Raw genomic sequence first — 15,608 nt, 5'->3', positions numbered from 1 at the left:
AACGGAATAGTGTAGATTTGAAGTTTGGAGACAGCATGGCAACGAACACATATAAACGGGATGTAGGGACTGGTCCGCGGCCTAAGAATGCGCCCAGGATTCAGAATGAACCAAAAGGAAAGACCGAAAATAAAGCCCCCAAAGAGGCCAAACCCAAGAAGTCGCTTCCCACCCCCCAGTTATCCTTCAACTTTCTAAAAGACCGCCGGCTGCAGCTGTTCATCGGGTTTTTCTTCCTGCTGTCCTCGCTGTACCTCACCATCGCGTTCGTCTCGTTCCTGTTCACCGGCACCGCCGACCAGAGCATTGTGGAGTCTGTGACCCCCGAGGATGTGAAAGCCGCCGGGCTGGAGTCTGAGAACTGGCTGGGTCTCTTTGGCGCCTGGATCTCTGATTACTTCATCAACCGCTGGTTCGGGGTCGCCTCGTTCTTCTTTGTGCCGGTGGTGTTCTACATCGGGTACAAAATCGTTTTCCGCCGCACGTCCATCACCCTTTCCTCTGTGGTCACTCTGTGCCTTTTCGGATTGCTGTGGGGTTGCGTGACCGCGGGTTACCTGGTTCTCCTGAACCAAGCTACGGATACGTACGGCTTCATGAGCGGCGGCATCGGCTACGAGACCGCGCTGTGGCTGCAGAGCCTTTTGGGCTGGGGAACCGGCCTTCTGATGGGCTTCGCGCTCATCGCCTTTGTCATGTTCTTCTTCAACATCACCACGCTGGGCCGGCCAAGATTCCCTAAAACGGAGACTGCAGCGCCCAAGCCCGCTATGGCGGCCGTGGATAATAGACCTGAAACTGGCGTATACGCTTCGCCTTCGGCGGGCATGAACCATCTTACCAACCCCTCTGGTACGTTTGAGCCCCAGGAGGAAGAACCGGCGTTTCCGGCCCCTTTTCTGGTAAAGCAGGAAGAACCGGATGATGAGGAAGAGGAGTACGAGGAGGAGCAACCCCAGGACGAGGAGTTCTATGACGACCAGGACGACGAGGAGTATGACGAGGAAGAACTGGAAGAGCCGCAGGAAGATTTGTTCTCCGTGAACGAGTTACCGGTGACGCCAAGAGCCGCCGTGCCTTTGGCTTCCGTGCCGCTGGCCCTGGAAGTAGAGCAGGACGATGACGTGCTGTTGGAAGAACCCGAGGAAGAAGTAGAACTGGCCATTGCCAATGTAGATTTGGAGGAAGAAGAGGCCGATGTGGCGGTGAGTGAAAACTATGACCCTACGCTGGACCTGCCGCGTTATCAATACCCTTCCATCGACCTGCTCACCGACTACGGCGTGGCCAAAGTACAGGTAACCAAGGAAGAACTGGAAGCCAACAAAGACCGCATTGTAGAAACCCTCGGGAACTACAACATCGGGATTGCCAGCATCAAAGCGACCATCGGGCCAACTGTGACGCTGTACGAGATCGTACCGGAGGCCGGCGTGCGGATTTCCAAGATTAAGAGCTTGGAAGATGACATCGCCCTGAGTTTAGCCGCCTTGGGAATCCGGATCATTGCCCCAATTCCGGGCAAAGGAACCATCGGGATTGAGGTGCCGAACAAGAAAAAGGAGATGGTGCCCATCAAGGCCATCCTGAGCACCGAGAAGTTCATGAAGAGCGAGATGGAACTGCCCATCGCCTTCGGGAAAACCATCACCAACGAGGTGTTTATTACTGATTTGGCCAAAATGCCCCACTTACTTATGGCGGGGGCCACGGGTCAAGGTAAATCGGTAGGTCTGAACGCGATCTTGACCTCGCTGCTGTACAAGCGCCATCCTTCGCAATTGAAGTTTGTGTTGGTTGACCCTAAGAAGGTGGAATTATCACTGTTCAATAAGATTGAGCGGCACTTCCTGGCCAAACTGCCCGACACTGACGAAGCCATCATCACCGATACCAAAAAGGTAGTAAACACGCTGAACTCGCTCTGTATGGAGATGGACCAGCGCTATGATCTCTTGAAAAACGCCGGTTGCCGGAACCTGAAGGAATACAACCTTAAGTTTGTGGAGCGCCGTCTGAACCCTAAGAAAGGCCACAAGTTCATGCCGTACATCGTGCTGGTGATTGACGAGTTGGCCGACTTGATGATGACGGCGGGTAAAGAGGTGGAAACGCCTATCGCGCGTCTGGCGCAGCTGGCCCGGGCTATCGGTATTCACTTGGTGGTAGCCACGCAGCGTCCATCGGTGAACGTGATCACGGGTATCATCAAAGCCAACTTCCCGGCGCGGATCTCTTTCAAAGTAACGTCTAAGATTGACTCCCGCACCATCCTGGATACCGGCGGCGCCGACCAGTTGATTGGCCAGGGTGATATGTTGTTCTCCTTGGGTTCAGACCTGATCAGAGTGCAGTGCGCGTTTGTGGATACCCCAGAGGTAGACCGCATCTGTGATTTCATTGGCGAGCAGCAGGGCTATTCAGATGCTTATCTGTTGCCGGAGTTCCTGGGCGACGAGAGCGGCAACGAGAAAGCTGAGTTTGACCCTAGCAACAAAGACGCGATGTTTGAAGAGGCTGCCCGCATTGTGGTCACGCACCAGCAGGGAAGTACTTCGCTTTTGCAGCGCCGTCTGAAACTGGGTTATAACCGGGCTGGCCGCTTGATTGACCAGTTAGAGGCCGCCGGCGTGGTGGGTCCGTTTGAAGGCAGTAAGGCCCGCGAAGTTTTAATTCCGGATGAGTACAGTTTGGAACAGTTATTGAATAACATGCAACCGTAAGCAAACAATTGCAGTTACCTTAACTTAAAGAAAAACCATGAAACGATACTTTTCATTTCTGCTCGCCCTTCTGACGGTGGTTCAAGTAGCCCAGGCGCAGAACGTGCAGAAAGACCCGCAGGCGGAGAAGATCCTGGATGCCATGAGCAAGAAATATCAGGCCATGAACGCGTTCAAGGTGGGGTTCACCCAAACCATAGAAAGCCCCTCGGCGAAGGCCAAAGAATCCATCTCCGGTGATATCACCGTCTCTGGCAATAAATACCGTTTGGCCGTGGCCGGGCAGGAAATCATCAACAACGGCGCCACCATCTGGACCATCATGAAGAAGGAAGGGGAGGTGACCATCTCTGACAATGACCCCGATGAGCAGGAACTGACGCCGAACCAGATCTACTCGCTTTACAAAAAAGGCTACCGTTACGTGTATGCCGGCGAGGAAAAAGAAGGCGGCGAGGCCGTGCACGTGATTGACCTTACCCCCGAGGACCGCAGTAACCAGGTGTTTAAAGTGCGGCTGCACATCAGCAAGAAGGACAACTCCTTAAAGTCCTGGAAGATGTTCCGCAAAAACGGAAACCGTTACTCTTACAAGATCAACAAGTTCACGCCTAACCCGCCGGTAGACGCCAATACTTTCGTCTTTAACAGAACCAAGTACAAAGGCCTGAAGGTGGTAGACTTGAGATAGTACCTTATAGCAAGGAACAAGATTAAATGGGAAGGCTCCTGCTGAAAAGCGGGAGCCTTCTTCGTTTTTAGGCCATTTTGCAGAAATCGGCTTTTAAACACATTCCATGGTGCTCTCCACAGGGCGTCCATTTTTTGCCGCTTTTCCCCAAAACAATAAGAAAACACTTTAGCTTTGTGGTAACCTACTGTATTGCCCCATGACCAGACAAGAACTTTTTGACCAGATCCAGCGCAAACGATCTTACCTATGCATTGGGCTGGACACAGACATCAAGAAGATACCGCCGCACCTGCTCCAACTGGAAGACCCCATCTTTGAGTTCAACCGCCAAATCATTGAAGCCACGTCAGACCTGTGCGTGGCCTATAAACCCAATATCGCGTTTTACGAGGCGCACGGCCCCAAGGGCTGGGTAAGTCTGGCGCGTACGCTGGAGGTAATTCCCAAGGATATTTTCACCATCGCCGATGCCAAGCGCGGCGACATCGGCAATACCTCAGAGCTTTACGCTCGCGCCTTCTTTGACCAACTGACCTTTGACTCGCTCACCGTGGCTCCGTACATGGGCGTAGACTCCGTGACCCCGTTTCTGCAGTTCCCCAACAAATGGGTGATTTTGCTGGCGCTCACCTCCAATCCCGGCCACGACGATTTCCAGATGCTGAGCGTGGTGTCTGAGGGCAAATCGTACTTCATGTTTGAGAAAGTCATCCAGAACAGCCAGGCCTGGGCCACCGCCGATAACATGATGTACGTCATAGGCGCCACCCGCCACGATTACATTGAGCGGGTAAGGGAGATTGCGCCAGACCACTTCCTGCTGGTACCCGGCGTGGGCGCCCAGGGCGGTGATTTGGGAGAGGTTTCCCGCTACGGCATGAACAAGCAGTGTGGCCTGTTGGTGAACTCGGCCCGCCAGATCATCTACGCTTCCCAGGGCGAGGATTTCGCGGAGAAAGCCCGCGCCGCCGCTTTGGCCGTGCAGCAAGAAATGGACCGCTACCTGAACGAGTACCTACCCCGCTAACCTGTTATAACCTATCCGGCGCCGCTGGTTTGTTTTAAAGCCGATTTTAGGAAAACGGCTTAGAATCAGCGGAGTACCAATTTCAACCGGAACAGCCTTTGTAATCTTTCTGCGTATGTACACAGAAGGTTTGAAAGGCTGTTCCGGTTTTCTATGAAAGAAGATTTCCTGCACTACATCTGGCGCTACCAATACTTCCGGAAGGAACAGCTGCGCACCTCGGCGGGCGAGGAGTTGCTGGTCTTGCACCCCGGTTTTTACAACCGCTCAGACGCTGGTCCCGACTTCACCGGCGCCCGCCTCAAAATTGGGGACACAGAGTGGGTGGGCAGCGTGGAAATCCACGTGAAAGCCTCAGACTGGCGCCGGCACCAGCACCAACATGACGACAAATACAACCAGGTGATTCTGCACGTGGTATGGGAAGAAGAGGAAATGGTGTGGCGGGAGGAGGGGACACCCATGCCCACCCTGGAACTACAGGGAAAGATAGCTTTGCCCCTGCAGGCGAAGTACCAGGAACTGACCTGGAGCAAAGAGGAAATTCCCTGTGCAGCTCAAGCTATGGAAGTAGACCGCCTCTATAAATCCGCGATGATGGACCGCACGCTGCTGGCACGGCTGGAGGCCAAGGCAAAACTGGTCTTGGAGCGTTTGGTGCAGAACCGCCAGGATTGGGAAACCACCGTTTACCAGACCTTGGCCGCTGGCTTCGGGTTCAAGGTTAACCAAGAGGGCTTCTTGCGGCTCACGCAGGTACTGCCATTGAACTTAGTTAACCGTTACCGATCTTCTCCCAAGCAGTTGGAGGCATTGTTGCTAGGTCAGGCAGGTATGTTGAAGACAAAGGGAGGGCAGGAGCCGGAAGCTTATCTACTGGATTTGACCAAAGAATACCACTACCTCAGCCAAAAACATACCCTGCCGAAGCCTTTGCCACCCGCCGCCTGGAATTTTCTGCGGCTGCGGCCTTCTAATTTTCCGGCGGTAAGATTAGGGCAATTTTTGGCGGTGTTGCAAGCACAACCGCATCTTTGGTCTGGCATGGTGGCCTGTGAGAACAAAGAAGATTATTTCCGCTTTTTCCGGCAGGCTCCTCCCCTTTATTGGCAGCAGCATTACGCTCCCGGAAGACCATCTGCGCAGCCATTTGCCACCATCGGTGAAGAAAGCATCCAAGGGCTGCTCATCAATGTGGTAGCACCTTTGCTGATGGCCTACAGTCGCCGGATGGACAACGTGGCCTACCAGGAGAAAGCGGTAGAGTTGCTGGAGAGCCTGGGGAAGGAGCAGAACAAAGTCACCCGCCTGTACTCTGGTTTAGGCTTCCCGCACACCTGCGCGAGTGACTCCCAGGCTTTGTTAGGATTGTACCAAACATACTGCGCTCCCCGGAAATGCGTACATTGCGTCATTGGGCACCGCCTGATGAAACAGAACCTTCCTACTGCATGAACCTTCAGCACTGGCTGCACTTCCCGGTTTTCCTTTTCCTTGTTTACCTGCTGTGGCGCGATGCCCGGCACTCTGAAAGTCTGAAAACGTTCTTTTGGGTTGGTTTAGGCTTGAAGTTAGCAGCGGGCCTGCTGTTGGGATATCTATATCTAGCGTATTTGGGAGGAGGGGATACCTGGGTTTACCATAAGCAGGCTATTAAGGTGAAAGAAGCGGCCGAGCTCAACGGGAGCCAATATCTACGGTTGCTCTTGTTCAATGAAATAGGAGACATCCCCATTGGGTTTGCCAAGTGGCCTCAGTACTCCAACTCCTTCTTTTTTGTAAAGCTGTTAAGCCTGCTTTATTTCCTGACTGGCAGTTCTTACTGGGGCAGCAGTCTCTACTTATCCTTATTTAATTTCTGGGGATGCTGGTTCCTAGTAAAGCAAATTCAAAAGTATTATCCGGCATATGGTACCTCGGCAGCCGTAGTATTTCTTTTGTTCCCTTCGGTGGTGTTCTGGACTAGCGGGGTTGTGAAGGATTCCTTGTTCATGGGGAGTCTTTGCCTAACGGTTGGTTTGTTTCTTCAGCTATTTAATGCCACCAATTCTATGGAGGCAGTGAAAAAATTTCTTCTGTATGTGCCTGTGATTTACTTGCTGTGGCGAATAAAATTTTTTCTTGCGGCTGTTTTGCTGGTGATCCTAGGGGCACTGCTAGTCACTAAATTGGTGACACGGCAGTTCCCCAACCTCCGCTCTAAAACACGACGATTTCTTATTTGGTGTGGAATTCTTGGTGTTTTAGCCTTTGTGGCATCCTTTGCACATCCTACGTTCAACCTAGATTTTTTTGTTGAGCATATTCTCTGGAATTACCGGAACATTGTAGCTGCCTCAGATTCCGCTAGTCCGCTTTTGTCCTTCCCAGATCTGCAGCCCACCCTATGGTCAGTAGCGGCCCATGCACCCTCCGCTGTCTTCCAGATGCTCACTAGGCCTTTTCTTTGGGAGCCGGCGCCGTTGTTCTATAAATTGGTGGGGTTGGAGAATCTAGTGTTGGGTCTGTTGATTTTGCTGACCATTGTCCATTTGCTTCGGCAGAGGCATTTACCGGCTTTGCCGTCTTTTCTGGCGGTGTTGCTGGTGTTCTTCTTCATCTCGGCGGTATTGATAACGTTGCCCACGCCTAACTTGGGTTCTTTGCACCGGTACCGGGCGCCGTTACTTCCATTTTTTTACCTGTTGATCATTGCCTGGGGACCTGTGCCTGGTTGGTTGGATCAGTTGCGAAACCGTAAGGGTTAACCTATTCCGTTTTCTTTCCCTATTTTTGCAGGTGCGTTTGTTTTGAACCCTTTTTCCTTAAATCGGGATTAAAACGGAAATTATCAAGCCTCCCTTTCAGGACTTAGAAGGAAGGACATCGGTTTTATGCGGGAAGTACCCGTAGAACAACCTCAATAAAGAAAAGAAGCTTATGCAAAATCCCGTTATCATATTAGGTGCCCAGGAGATGGGTGTTTTGGCGCTGGACGCCTTCCAAAGCAACGATGTTGTGGTGTACTGTTTCTTGGATGACCAGGTGGCCTTGCAGCAGAAGGAGGTGAACGAAATCACTGTCATGGGCAATACCGAGGATGAGAACATCCTCAAGCTTTTGGGCAAGAAGTGCGATGTGTTTGTGGCCGCCGAGGATTCTGCCGCCCGTAAGAGCATGACCAAAATGCTGAAGGAAGACTACAAAGTGGTACCGGTAAACGCCATCCATAAATTCAGCTACGTTTCTGAGCATGCCTGGCTGGGTTACGGAAACTTCATTCAGGCCGGGGCCATCGTGAACTCCAATGCCAAACTGGGCGACAACTGCATCATTGGTGCGCGCGCCGTGGTGGATGCCAACGCCGTTCTGGAAGACCACGTGCAGCTTGGCTCCGGCGCTATGGTGAATGCCGGGGTGACCATCGCCGAGGGTGCCTTCATTGGGACCGGAGCGGTGATCGTATCAGGGGTGAAAATAGGCAAGAACGCACGGGTAGGGGCCGGTGCCGTAGTGGTGGCCGATGTTGCCGCGAAGCAAACCGTCTTCGGGAATCCGGCTAAGCCTGTTTAATAAACTCAGGATGCTAGACTCAGAACTCAGGACTGATAGTTGTCATTTTCCGTTTCCGGGCTGTTTTTCTTAAATTCGCACCAAAAGACAAATGCTGGTGTTGCTAAAAATTAGCACATCAGCACATTCATCAATTAGCACATTGTCAACACTTAGTCTGAAACTAAGCCGTATGAAAAAGTACAGTATCCTACTCTATTACCATTACACCAAGATTGAGAACCCCGAGTTGTTCCGCGAGGAGCACCACCTGCTGTGTCTTAACCTCAATTTGTTAGGCCGCATCATCGTGGCGCCGGAGGGATTGAACGGCACCGTTTCTGGCTTGGTAGAAGACTGCGAGGCCTACATGGCCGCCGTGAAAGCCGATCCGAGGTTTGCTGGCATCGACTTTAAGGTGGACTACGCCGATGAACACGCTTTCACCAAACTGCACGTGCGCCACAAGCCTGAGATCGTGCATGCGGGTCTTCGCAACATCGACCCAACCGAACGTACCGGGGTGCATCTTTCGCCGCAGGAGTTCAAAGACATGAAAGACCAGGACGATGTGGTGGTGCTGGACGTGCGCTCAGATTATGAGCACAGTATGGGCAAGTTCAAGAACGCCGTCACCCTGGATATTGAGAATTTCCGGGAGTTTCCCGAGAAGATTGATGAGCTGAAGGAAAAGTACGAAGGCAAGAAAATCCTGACGTATTGCACCGGCGGCATCAAGTGCGAGAAAGCGAGTGCGTTCCTGCTGGAGAAAGGCTTCGAGAACGTGTACCAGCTGCACGGCGGCATCATCAAGTACGGCATGGAAGCTGGCGGCGAGGATTTCGAGGGCAAATGTTACGTGTTTGACAACCGCGTGGCCGTGGATGTGAACACCGTGAACCCCGTAGTGATTTCCCGCTGCCACGTGTGCGAGACGCCCTCGGCCCGAATGGTGAACTGCGCCAATCCGCACTGTAACCTGCACGTGCCTATCTGCGAGAGCTGCGGCACCAAGATGGAGGGCGCCTGCTCCACCACCTGCCAGGAACACCCAGACAAGCGCCCGTACGACGGCACCGGCTATTACCAGAAGAACACGAACGGCTACAACCCGTACAAAGGCTTGAACCGCCGCAAGACGGAGGCACCAAAGGCCGTTTAAGCGATAAGCATTTTAAAAGGAAAGGCGCCGCCAGTTGCTGCAAGGCAACCAGGCGGCGCCTTTTTTATTTACCTTCGGCGATAGCCTAAAAGAGCACGCCTCTAGAATAAGCTCCTTGTTCCACCTAAAACTATGAAACCATGGCCCGTATCCCAGAATCTGAATTAATCCTGAACGCCGATGGCAGCATCTATCACCTGAACCTGCTGCCTGAGCAGATCTCCGATACCATTATCACGGTGGGTGACCAGGACCGCGTAGTCCGCGTGAGCCGCCATTTTGATTCCATTGAGGTGGAAGTGGCCAAGCGCGAGTTTGTGACCCACACCGGCTATTACAAAGGCAAACGGATCTCGGTGGTGTCCACCGGCATCGGGACGGATAACATTGACATCGTGCTGAACGAGTTGGACGCTTTGGTGAACGTGGATTTCGTGAGCCGAGAGCCGTTGGAAAATGAGGACCGGATTTCTCTCAAGATTGTGCGCATAGGTACTTCCGGCGCCTTGCAGGAAGATGTGCCGCTGGGCAGCCACCTGGCCACGGAATACGCGCTGGGGCTGGACACGCTCATGCAGTTCTATCCGCTCATGGAAACAGGGTACGAAACCGAAATAGCGGTGAACATGCAGCTGGCTTTAGGCATCGGCTTTCTCCCGTACTGTGCCAAAGGCTCAGACATCCTGCGCGAGCAGATTGGCGGAGACATGCTCCACGGGAACACCATCACGTGTCCGGGTTTCTATGGACCACAGGGCCGGTTGCTGCGATTACAGCCTAAAATTGAAGAAGTCATCCAAAAGCTGAGTGCCTTTAGGTTTGAGGATGTGCGGTTCACCAACTTCGAGATGGAGACCGCCGGTATCTACAGCCTGGGCCGGTTGCTGGGCCACGAGGTCCTTTCCCTCAACGCCATTGTGGCCAACCGCATCACCCACCAGTTCGCCCATAACGCAGACCAGGTCATTGATGACCTCATCGTGAAGGTGTTGGACCGCATTTAACAGAAAGAGCCTTGAAACGCGTCGGCCTTTGGTTTGTACCAAAGGCCGACGCGTTTCAAGGCTTTAAAGATGCTGTCAGGGCAAAGCCGTCGTGTAGGAGTGGCTTCCTTCTGAAATTGAAGTATTCAGGCCGATTACTAGAAGAATTCCACCCCTAAAATTGCGTGGGTGGGCAAAGTGACGCCAGACTTGATGGTGGTATATTCTTTGTCTGATTGCCAGATGGTGGTCTGTACCCGAAGAACTTCGCCGGAGGCCACCTGGAAGGTGATTTCCACTTTCCCCTGGTAGCCATTGCCCAGGCGACTGGCGCGTTCTAAATCAACTTGGCGTCTTACTTTAGATTCTTTGTCCGACAAAACATCTTCAGTGCCGAACTGTAATTGCGGGATGCTTTCCTTCTCTATAAGCTGGTAATGGAGCACGGTGTTATTTTCCATGGTACGCGTGTTTGGTGTTAGTCTGTGGACCAATGAAGAAAGAATTTCTTACATCTACAAACGGTATTTAACACAATAAGTCTATGTAAAAACAGTTACCTGTGCCCAAAATGGTGTTTTAGGGCTATTTTCTGAAAAATAGCCCTAAAATATCTTACAGGCTCTTCAGGAATGCCATGGTGTCCACGCCATCGGCGTAATCACTTACCGATGGGCACTGCGCCTGCCCGAAGGCATAGCTGTTGGGCCAAAGCGCTTCTTGGGAAACCACGCACTGCAGCTTTTCCTGGATGGTTTCCAGCTTCTGCTCCAGTTCCTGATCGTTCGCGTACGTTTCATAAAACAGCACCGAGATAGGGGAGACCAGTTGCTGGCTTTCGGTCACCATCAGGAAACCGTTGTCCAGGTGCGGCACGCCATTCACCAGGTAAATAGACTTGTTGTAGTCGTAGTTGTTCTGGTATTTGTGGTGGTTCACAACCTCTTTCTTGTACTCCATGGCCTCAAAGAACGGCGTGAAGTCGTACTCAGCGGGCACAAACGCCTTGGCCACGTTGCGGCAACCTAGGCCGTAGTAGCGCAGAATGTCATCGCCAAGGGCAGTCAGTTCTTCTTTGGTCTCTTTCCCGGTGAGCACAGCCACGCTGGTGCGGTTCTTCCGGATGATGTGCGGGCGCTTGGCAAAGTAGTATTCAAAATAACGGGCGGTGTTGTCTGAACCGGTGGCGATAATGGCATCTGACTCCTTCAGCATCATCACCAATTGGATCTGCTCCTGGAAACCAGGCTCAATCTCGGTCAACTTGTTCAACAGGTGAGGCATCAGGAAAGGGTCATCGGAACTGGGTTTTGCCTGCAGAATGTGGCCGGCCAGCAGAATGCACAGCGCGTCATGGAAACCCACCGCCGGAATGTTGCCGGCCATCACCACGCCTACTTTCTTCGGGTTTTCATTTACCTGAGGCAAGTCATAGCGGGCAACCCAGTTAGTCAGTTGGTCTTCTTCCAGCATGCTGGCAATTCCTTCCAACGCGGCAGATACATTAGGTAAGTCAAAGAAGTTATTGTGCTGCCCGGCCCGCCGGGCCAGGTATTCGCGTTCCTCCAGCGGAAGATTCCGGAGGTAATCGCCTAATTTTATGAATGCGGAAAGTCTATTTTCTAAAGTTAGCATGAAGGGGTAACAGTGGATGCGTGAGAAACGTTTGATACAATGCGCGCTACGTATTACTTTTGCGCGCGGGATGGCGTACCTGATAATGGGTGCAAAATTACTAAAAAGAAACAGGAGATACGATTATGGCAATAATGATCACGGATGAGTGTATCAACTGCGGCGCATGTGAGCCGGAGTGCCCCAACACGGCTATCTATGAAGGTGGTGTACAGTGGACATGGGGAGATGGTACGTCTCTGACCAAGGTAGAAATTGACGGTGGAGAAACGGTAGACGGCAAAGCCCCGCAACCCCCTATCTCTGACGAATTCTATTACATAGTCTCTGACAAGTGCACCGAGTGCTGCGGTTTCCATGAGGAGCCCCAGTGCGCCGCGGTCTGCCCCGTAGACTGCTGCGTCGATGACCCGGATTACCGCGAGACCGAGGAAGCCTTGTTAGCCAAGAAAGAGTGGTTGCACGCCGCAAGCTAATCTTTCCCAAAAGCTATTCAGGAACCCGCCTCGTGCGGGTTTTTTGTTGCTAGGCTTCTAAGGCTGTTTTCTGAAAAACGCCTCTAAACGGGAGTAAAGAAGTTGTTCGCTGGCGCGAGCGTCCCGCTCGTGTCCACACGCATTGCTTAATTTCTGTAGCTGATTTTATGAAAAGAATTGGGAATACGTGCGGATATGAGCTACAAGCTTGCGCCAGCGGAAGAAGACCTCGTAATGTCCGAAGGTCCTACGAGTGTCTCCACCAGCGCCGTTTCTTCCCTGTTTTCCCGAAAACCGCCTGAAATCAGGAGCTTTCCCGGAGAGCCGACCAATAACTGATATCTCACATCGGCTAATTTGCTATTTTTGCAGGTACACGTGACGTGTGCCGGTTCTGCTAGGATAGCACATCAGCACATTTAACACATTAGCACCTTACCCAAGATGTCGATTCCGAAGACCTATAACCCCAAAGAAGTAGAAGACAAGTGGTACGCCACTTGGCTGGAGCGCGGCTTTTTCAAGTCCAAACCGAACCCTAGAAAGCAGCCTTACACCGTGGTGATTCCGCCGCCCAACGTAACGGGCGTGCTGCACATGGGCCACATGCTCAACAACACCATCCAGGATGTGCTGGTGCGCCGGGCCCGTATGCAGGGCAAAGAAGCCTTGTGGGTAGCAGGAACCGATCACGCGTCCATCGCGACGGAGGCCCGCGTGGTAGCCATGCTGAAGGAAAAAGGCATCAATAAAAGTGACCTTACCCGCGAGGAGTTTCTGCAGTACGCTTTTGAGTGGAAAGAGAAATACGGCGGCATCATTCTGGAGCAATTAAAGAAACTTGGCGCCTCCTGCGACTGGGACCGCACCCGTTTCACCATGGAGCCAGACCTGACCGATGCCGTTATCCAAGTTTTTGTGGACTTGTACCGCAAAGGGCAGATTTACCGCGGCGTACGAATGGTGAACTGGGACCCGCAAGGGATGACCGCGCTGTCTGATGAGGAAGTAAACTTCAAACAGGTAAACGGCAAACTGTACTACCTGCGCTATGGCGTGGAAGGTTCTGACGAAGTGCTGACCGTAGCTACCAAGCGCCCCGAAACCATCATGGGCGACGTAGCCATCTGCGTGCACCCTGAGGACGAGCGCTACAAGCACTTGGCTGGCAAAAGGGCCATTATTCCATTGGTGAACCGCGCCATCCCCATCATCTTTGATGAGTACGTAGACCGTGAGTTCGGAACCGGGGTGCTGAAAGTGACGCCAGCGCACGACATCAATGACTACGAACTGGGCCTGAAGCACAACCTGCCCAGCATTGACGTGCTCAACGACAACGGAACCATCCACGAGCGCGCCGGCCTTTACGTAGGCGAGGACCGTTTCGTGGTGCGCAAGAAAATCACGAAGGATCTGGATGCCCAGGGCCTGTTGGAGAAAGTAGAAGACTCCGTATCCAACGTAGGTTTCTCTGAACGTACTGATGCCGTGATAGAGCCGAAGCTGTCTATGCAGTGGTGGTGCAAAATGGACGAAATGGCCAAGCCAGCGCTGGAGAATGTGATGAACGACACCATCAAGCTGCACCCGGCCAAATTCAAGAACATGTACCGTTCCTGGATGGAGAACGTGCACGACTGGTGTATCTCGCGCCAACTGTGGTGGGGACAGCAGATTCCGGCCTACTACCTGCCCGATGGCACATTTGTAGTAGCCCGCACCGCTGAGGAAGCGTTGGAAGAAGCCCGCACCAAAACCGGAAACCCGGAACTGCAATTGACAGACCTTCGCCAAGACGAAGATGTGTTGGATACCTGGTTCTCTTCGTGGCTGTGGCCAATCTCGGTGTTCGATGGTTTCAAAGACCCGGACAACGAAGACATCCTGTATTATTACCCAACCAATGACCTAGTAACGGCCCCGGAGATCCTGTTCTTCTGGGTAGCGCGTATGATTATGGCTGGCTACGAGTTCCGCAAAGAACTGCCGTTCCAGAACGTATACCTCACCGGTATCGTGCGTGACGCGCAGGGCCGCAAGATGTCCAAGTCATTGGGTAACTCACCAGACCCATTGAACCTGATTGAGCAGTACGGCGCCGATGGCGTTCGCGCGGGCATGCTCTTCAGCTCACCGGCGGGTAATGACCTGTTGTTTGACGAGAAACTCTGCGAGCAAGGTCGTAACTTCAGCAACAAAATCTGGAACGCCTTCCGGTTGATTAACGGCTGGGAAGTAGACGAGACTTTGGAGAATCCGAACGAGAAAGCCATCAAGTGGTTTGACTCTAAGTTCAACGAGGCGCTGAACGTGCTGGAAGACCACTTTGACAAATTCCGGATTTCGGATGCCTTGCTCACCGTGTACAAACTGGTGTGGGACGATTTCTGCTCCAATTACCTGGAGATGATTAAACCAGCCTTTGGGTCACCTATTGATGCGGCTACCTTGAAGGCGACGTATGAATTCTTGGAGAAACTGATGAAAGTGCTGCATCCGTTTATGCCGTTCATCACCGAGGAAATCTGGAACTCCATGAAAGAACGCGCGCCGAAAGATTGCCTGGTAGTAGCAACCTGGCCAGAAAAAGGCAGAATTGAGCCAGATTTGCTAAAACAGACTGAATACGTACTCAACGTGGTTGGCCAGATCCGGAACCAACGCAACAGCAAGAACATCTCCCCAGCTAAAAAGCTAGCGCTGTACGTGCGGTTAGCGGATGGCAAAAGCGCCATAGCCGGTTATGAGACTTTGGTAAGCAAACTGGCGAACCTCAGCGAAATTCAGGAAACCGAACAGCCGCTGGACAACGCCTTGTCCTTCGTGGTAGAAAGCGCTGAGTTCTTCATCCCGATGGAGGGCAACATTGACGCCGCCGCCGAACGCGAACGCATCCTGAAGGAGCTGGACTACACCAAAGGATTCCTGGCGAGCGTAGACAAAAAGCTGAGCAATGAGCGCTTTGTAAGCGGCGCCCCAGAAGCGGTCATCAACGCCGAGCGCAAGAAGCGTTCCGATGCCGAAGCTAAGATTGCTGCCTTGGAGCAAAGCCTTGCTGCGCTTCCAACTGAATAAAGGTGATATCTGATGAAACAAGAACGGCTGCTCTAAAAAGGGCAGCCGTTCTTGTTTTTAGGTTGGAAGCTTGAAGATACAATGATCTGTAAAGGCAATAGTTAAGCACAAATTCTCCTCTCAAGGGGAGATAAGTAGGGGTTTTTACCTCTGCCGATCATGGCATTCCCAATTGTAAGAAGTAAGTATCCGGATAAGAAAAGGTAAAGCAAGTTGACAAGGTAATGTAAATCAGCAATGCGTGCTCTCCTGTGTAAACACCCCTCTACGCTCCCCTCAAGGGGAGAATCTGCGCTTAG

12 protein-coding genes are annotated in these 15,608 nt (G+C 52.4%); 10 read left to right on the top strand and 2 right to left on the bottom strand.

Annotation, left to right across the window (positions count from 1 at the left end; genetic code table 11):
* The first annotated feature begins 35 nt into the window (after positions 1–35).
* The 8 genes from FOA19_RS02005 to FOA19_RS01970 all read left to right on the top strand — a co-directional run bounded on the left by FOA19_RS02005 (position 36) and on the right by FOA19_RS01970 (position 10,141).
* Positions 36–2,723: a DNA translocase FtsK gene (locus tag FOA19_RS02005; RefSeq protein WP_149089127.1), complete on the top strand. Its 2,688-nt coding sequence runs from the start codon at positions 36–38 to the stop codon at positions 2,721–2,723.
* A 37-nt stretch (positions 2,724–2,760) separates the two neighbouring features.
* Positions 2,761–3,414 (top strand): LolA family protein, encoded by a 654-nt coding sequence (locus tag FOA19_RS02000; protein WP_149089126.1) that lies wholly within the window; start codon positions 2,761–2,763, stop codon positions 3,412–3,414.
* Between the two features lie 199 nt (positions 3,415–3,613).
* Positions 3,614–4,444: an orotidine-5'-phosphate decarboxylase gene (gene pyrF / locus FOA19_RS01995; RefSeq protein ID WP_149089125.1), complete on the top strand. Its 831-nt coding sequence runs from the start codon at positions 3,614–3,616 to the stop codon at positions 4,442–4,444.
* A gap of 153 nt (positions 4,445–4,597) precedes the next feature.
* Positions 4,598–5,899 carry a DUF2851 family protein gene (locus tag FOA19_RS01990; RefSeq protein WP_149089124.1) on the top strand — a complete coding sequence of 434 codons (1,302 nt, stop codon included), beginning with the start codon at positions 4,598–4,600 and terminating at the stop codon, positions 5,897–5,899.
* A 797-nt stretch (positions 5,900–6,696) separates the two neighbouring features.
* Positions 6,697–7,191 (top strand): hypothetical protein, encoded by a 495-nt coding sequence (locus tag FOA19_RS01985; RefSeq protein ID WP_149089123.1) that lies wholly within the window; start codon positions 6,697–6,699, stop codon positions 7,189–7,191.
* A gap of 172 nt (positions 7,192–7,363) precedes the next feature.
* The gene (locus FOA19_RS01980; protein ID WP_149089122.1) at positions 7,364–7,996 is read left to right on the top strand and encodes a NeuD/PglB/VioB family sugar acetyltransferase; all 633 of its coding nucleotides are present in this window, start codon (positions 7,364–7,366) and stop codon (positions 7,994–7,996) included.
* A 172-nt stretch (positions 7,997–8,168) separates the two neighbouring features.
* Positions 8,169–9,137, top strand: coding sequence for an oxygen-dependent tRNA uridine(34) hydroxylase TrhO (gene trhO, locus FOA19_RS01975; RefSeq protein ID WP_149089121.1), 969 nt, complete (start codon positions 8,169–8,171; stop codon positions 9,135–9,137).
* Between the two features lie 140 nt (positions 9,138–9,277).
* On the top strand, positions 9,278–10,141 hold the full coding sequence (locus tag FOA19_RS01970) for a nucleoside phosphorylase (RefSeq protein WP_149089120.1): 864 nt from the start codon (positions 9,278–9,280) through the stop codon (positions 10,139–10,141).
* 137 nt (positions 10,142–10,278) lie between these two features.
* On the opposite strand, the gene FOA19_RS01965 is transcribed toward FOA19_RS01970, so the two are convergent.
* Positions 10,279–10,581, bottom strand: coding sequence for a hypothetical protein (locus FOA19_RS01965; RefSeq protein WP_149089119.1), 303 nt, complete (start codon positions 10,579–10,581; stop codon positions 10,279–10,281).
* Between the two features lie 154 nt (positions 10,582–10,735).
* Positions 10,736–11,755 carry an acyl-CoA reductase gene (locus tag FOA19_RS01960; RefSeq protein WP_149089118.1) on the bottom strand — a complete coding sequence of 340 codons (1,020 nt, stop codon included), beginning with the start codon at positions 11,753–11,755 and terminating at the stop codon, positions 10,736–10,738.
* Between the two features lie 125 nt (positions 11,756–11,880).
* On the opposite strand from FOA19_RS01960, the gene FOA19_RS01955 reads away from it, so the two are divergent.
* Together FOA19_RS01955 and FOA19_RS01950 are read left to right on the top strand one after the other, a co-directional pair.
* Positions 11,881–12,231 carry a 4Fe-4S binding protein gene (locus FOA19_RS01955; RefSeq protein WP_149089117.1) on the top strand — a complete coding sequence of 117 codons (351 nt, stop codon included), beginning with the start codon at positions 11,881–11,883 and terminating at the stop codon, positions 12,229–12,231.
* 444 nt (positions 12,232–12,675) lie between these two features.
* Positions 12,676–15,309: a valine--tRNA ligase gene (locus FOA19_RS01950; RefSeq protein WP_149089116.1), complete on the top strand. Its 2,634-nt coding sequence runs from the start codon at positions 12,676–12,678 to the stop codon at positions 15,307–15,309.
* The last annotated feature ends 299 nt before the right edge of the window (positions 15,310–15,608 follow it).

The sequence above is a fragment of the Rufibacter hautae genome (genome assembly GCF_008271695.1).
In the GTDB taxonomy this organism is placed as follows: domain Bacteria; phylum Bacteroidota; class Bacteroidia; order Cytophagales; family Hymenobacteraceae; genus Nibribacter; species Nibribacter hautae.
The sequence above is the reverse complement of the archived record's forward strand: the minus strand, read 5'-3'. Positions and strand labels throughout refer to the sequence as shown.

Excerpts from the sequence above, each read along its gene's own strand:
- FOA19_RS02005 (WP_149089127.1), top strand. The coding sequence starts at position 36 with ATGGCAACGAACACATATAAACGGGATGTAGGGACTGGTCCGCGGCCT.
- FOA19_RS02000 (WP_149089126.1), top strand. The coding sequence starts at position 2,761 with ATGAAACGATACTTTTCATTTCTGCTCGCCCTTCTGACGGTGGTTCAA.
- pyrF (WP_149089125.1), top strand. The coding sequence starts at position 3,614 with ATGACCAGACAAGAACTTTTTGACCAGATCCAGCGCAAACGATCTTAC.
- FOA19_RS01990 (WP_149089124.1), top strand. The coding sequence starts at position 4,598 with ATGAAAGAAGATTTCCTGCACTACATCTGGCGCTACCAATACTTCCGG.
- FOA19_RS01980 (WP_149089122.1), top strand. The coding sequence starts at position 7,364 with ATGCAAAATCCCGTTATCATATTAGGTGCCCAGGAGATGGGTGTTTTG.
- trhO (WP_149089121.1), top strand. The coding sequence starts at position 8,169 with ATGAAAAAGTACAGTATCCTACTCTATTACCATTACACCAAGATTGAG.
- FOA19_RS01970 (WP_149089120.1), top strand. The coding sequence starts at position 9,278 with ATGGCCCGTATCCCAGAATCTGAATTAATCCTGAACGCCGATGGCAGC.
- FOA19_RS01965 (WP_149089119.1), bottom strand. The coding sequence starts at position 10,581 with ATGGAAAATAACACCGTGCTCCATTACCAGCTTATAGAGAAGGAAAGC.
- FOA19_RS01960 (WP_149089118.1), bottom strand. The coding sequence starts at position 11,755 with ATGCTAACTTTAGAAAATAGACTTTCCGCATTCATAAAATTAGGCGAT.
- FOA19_RS01955 (WP_149089117.1), top strand. The coding sequence starts at position 11,881 with ATGGCAATAATGATCACGGATGAGTGTATCAACTGCGGCGCATGTGAG.
- FOA19_RS01950 (WP_149089116.1), top strand. The coding sequence starts at position 12,676 with ATGTCGATTCCGAAGACCTATAACCCCAAAGAAGTAGAAGACAAGTGG.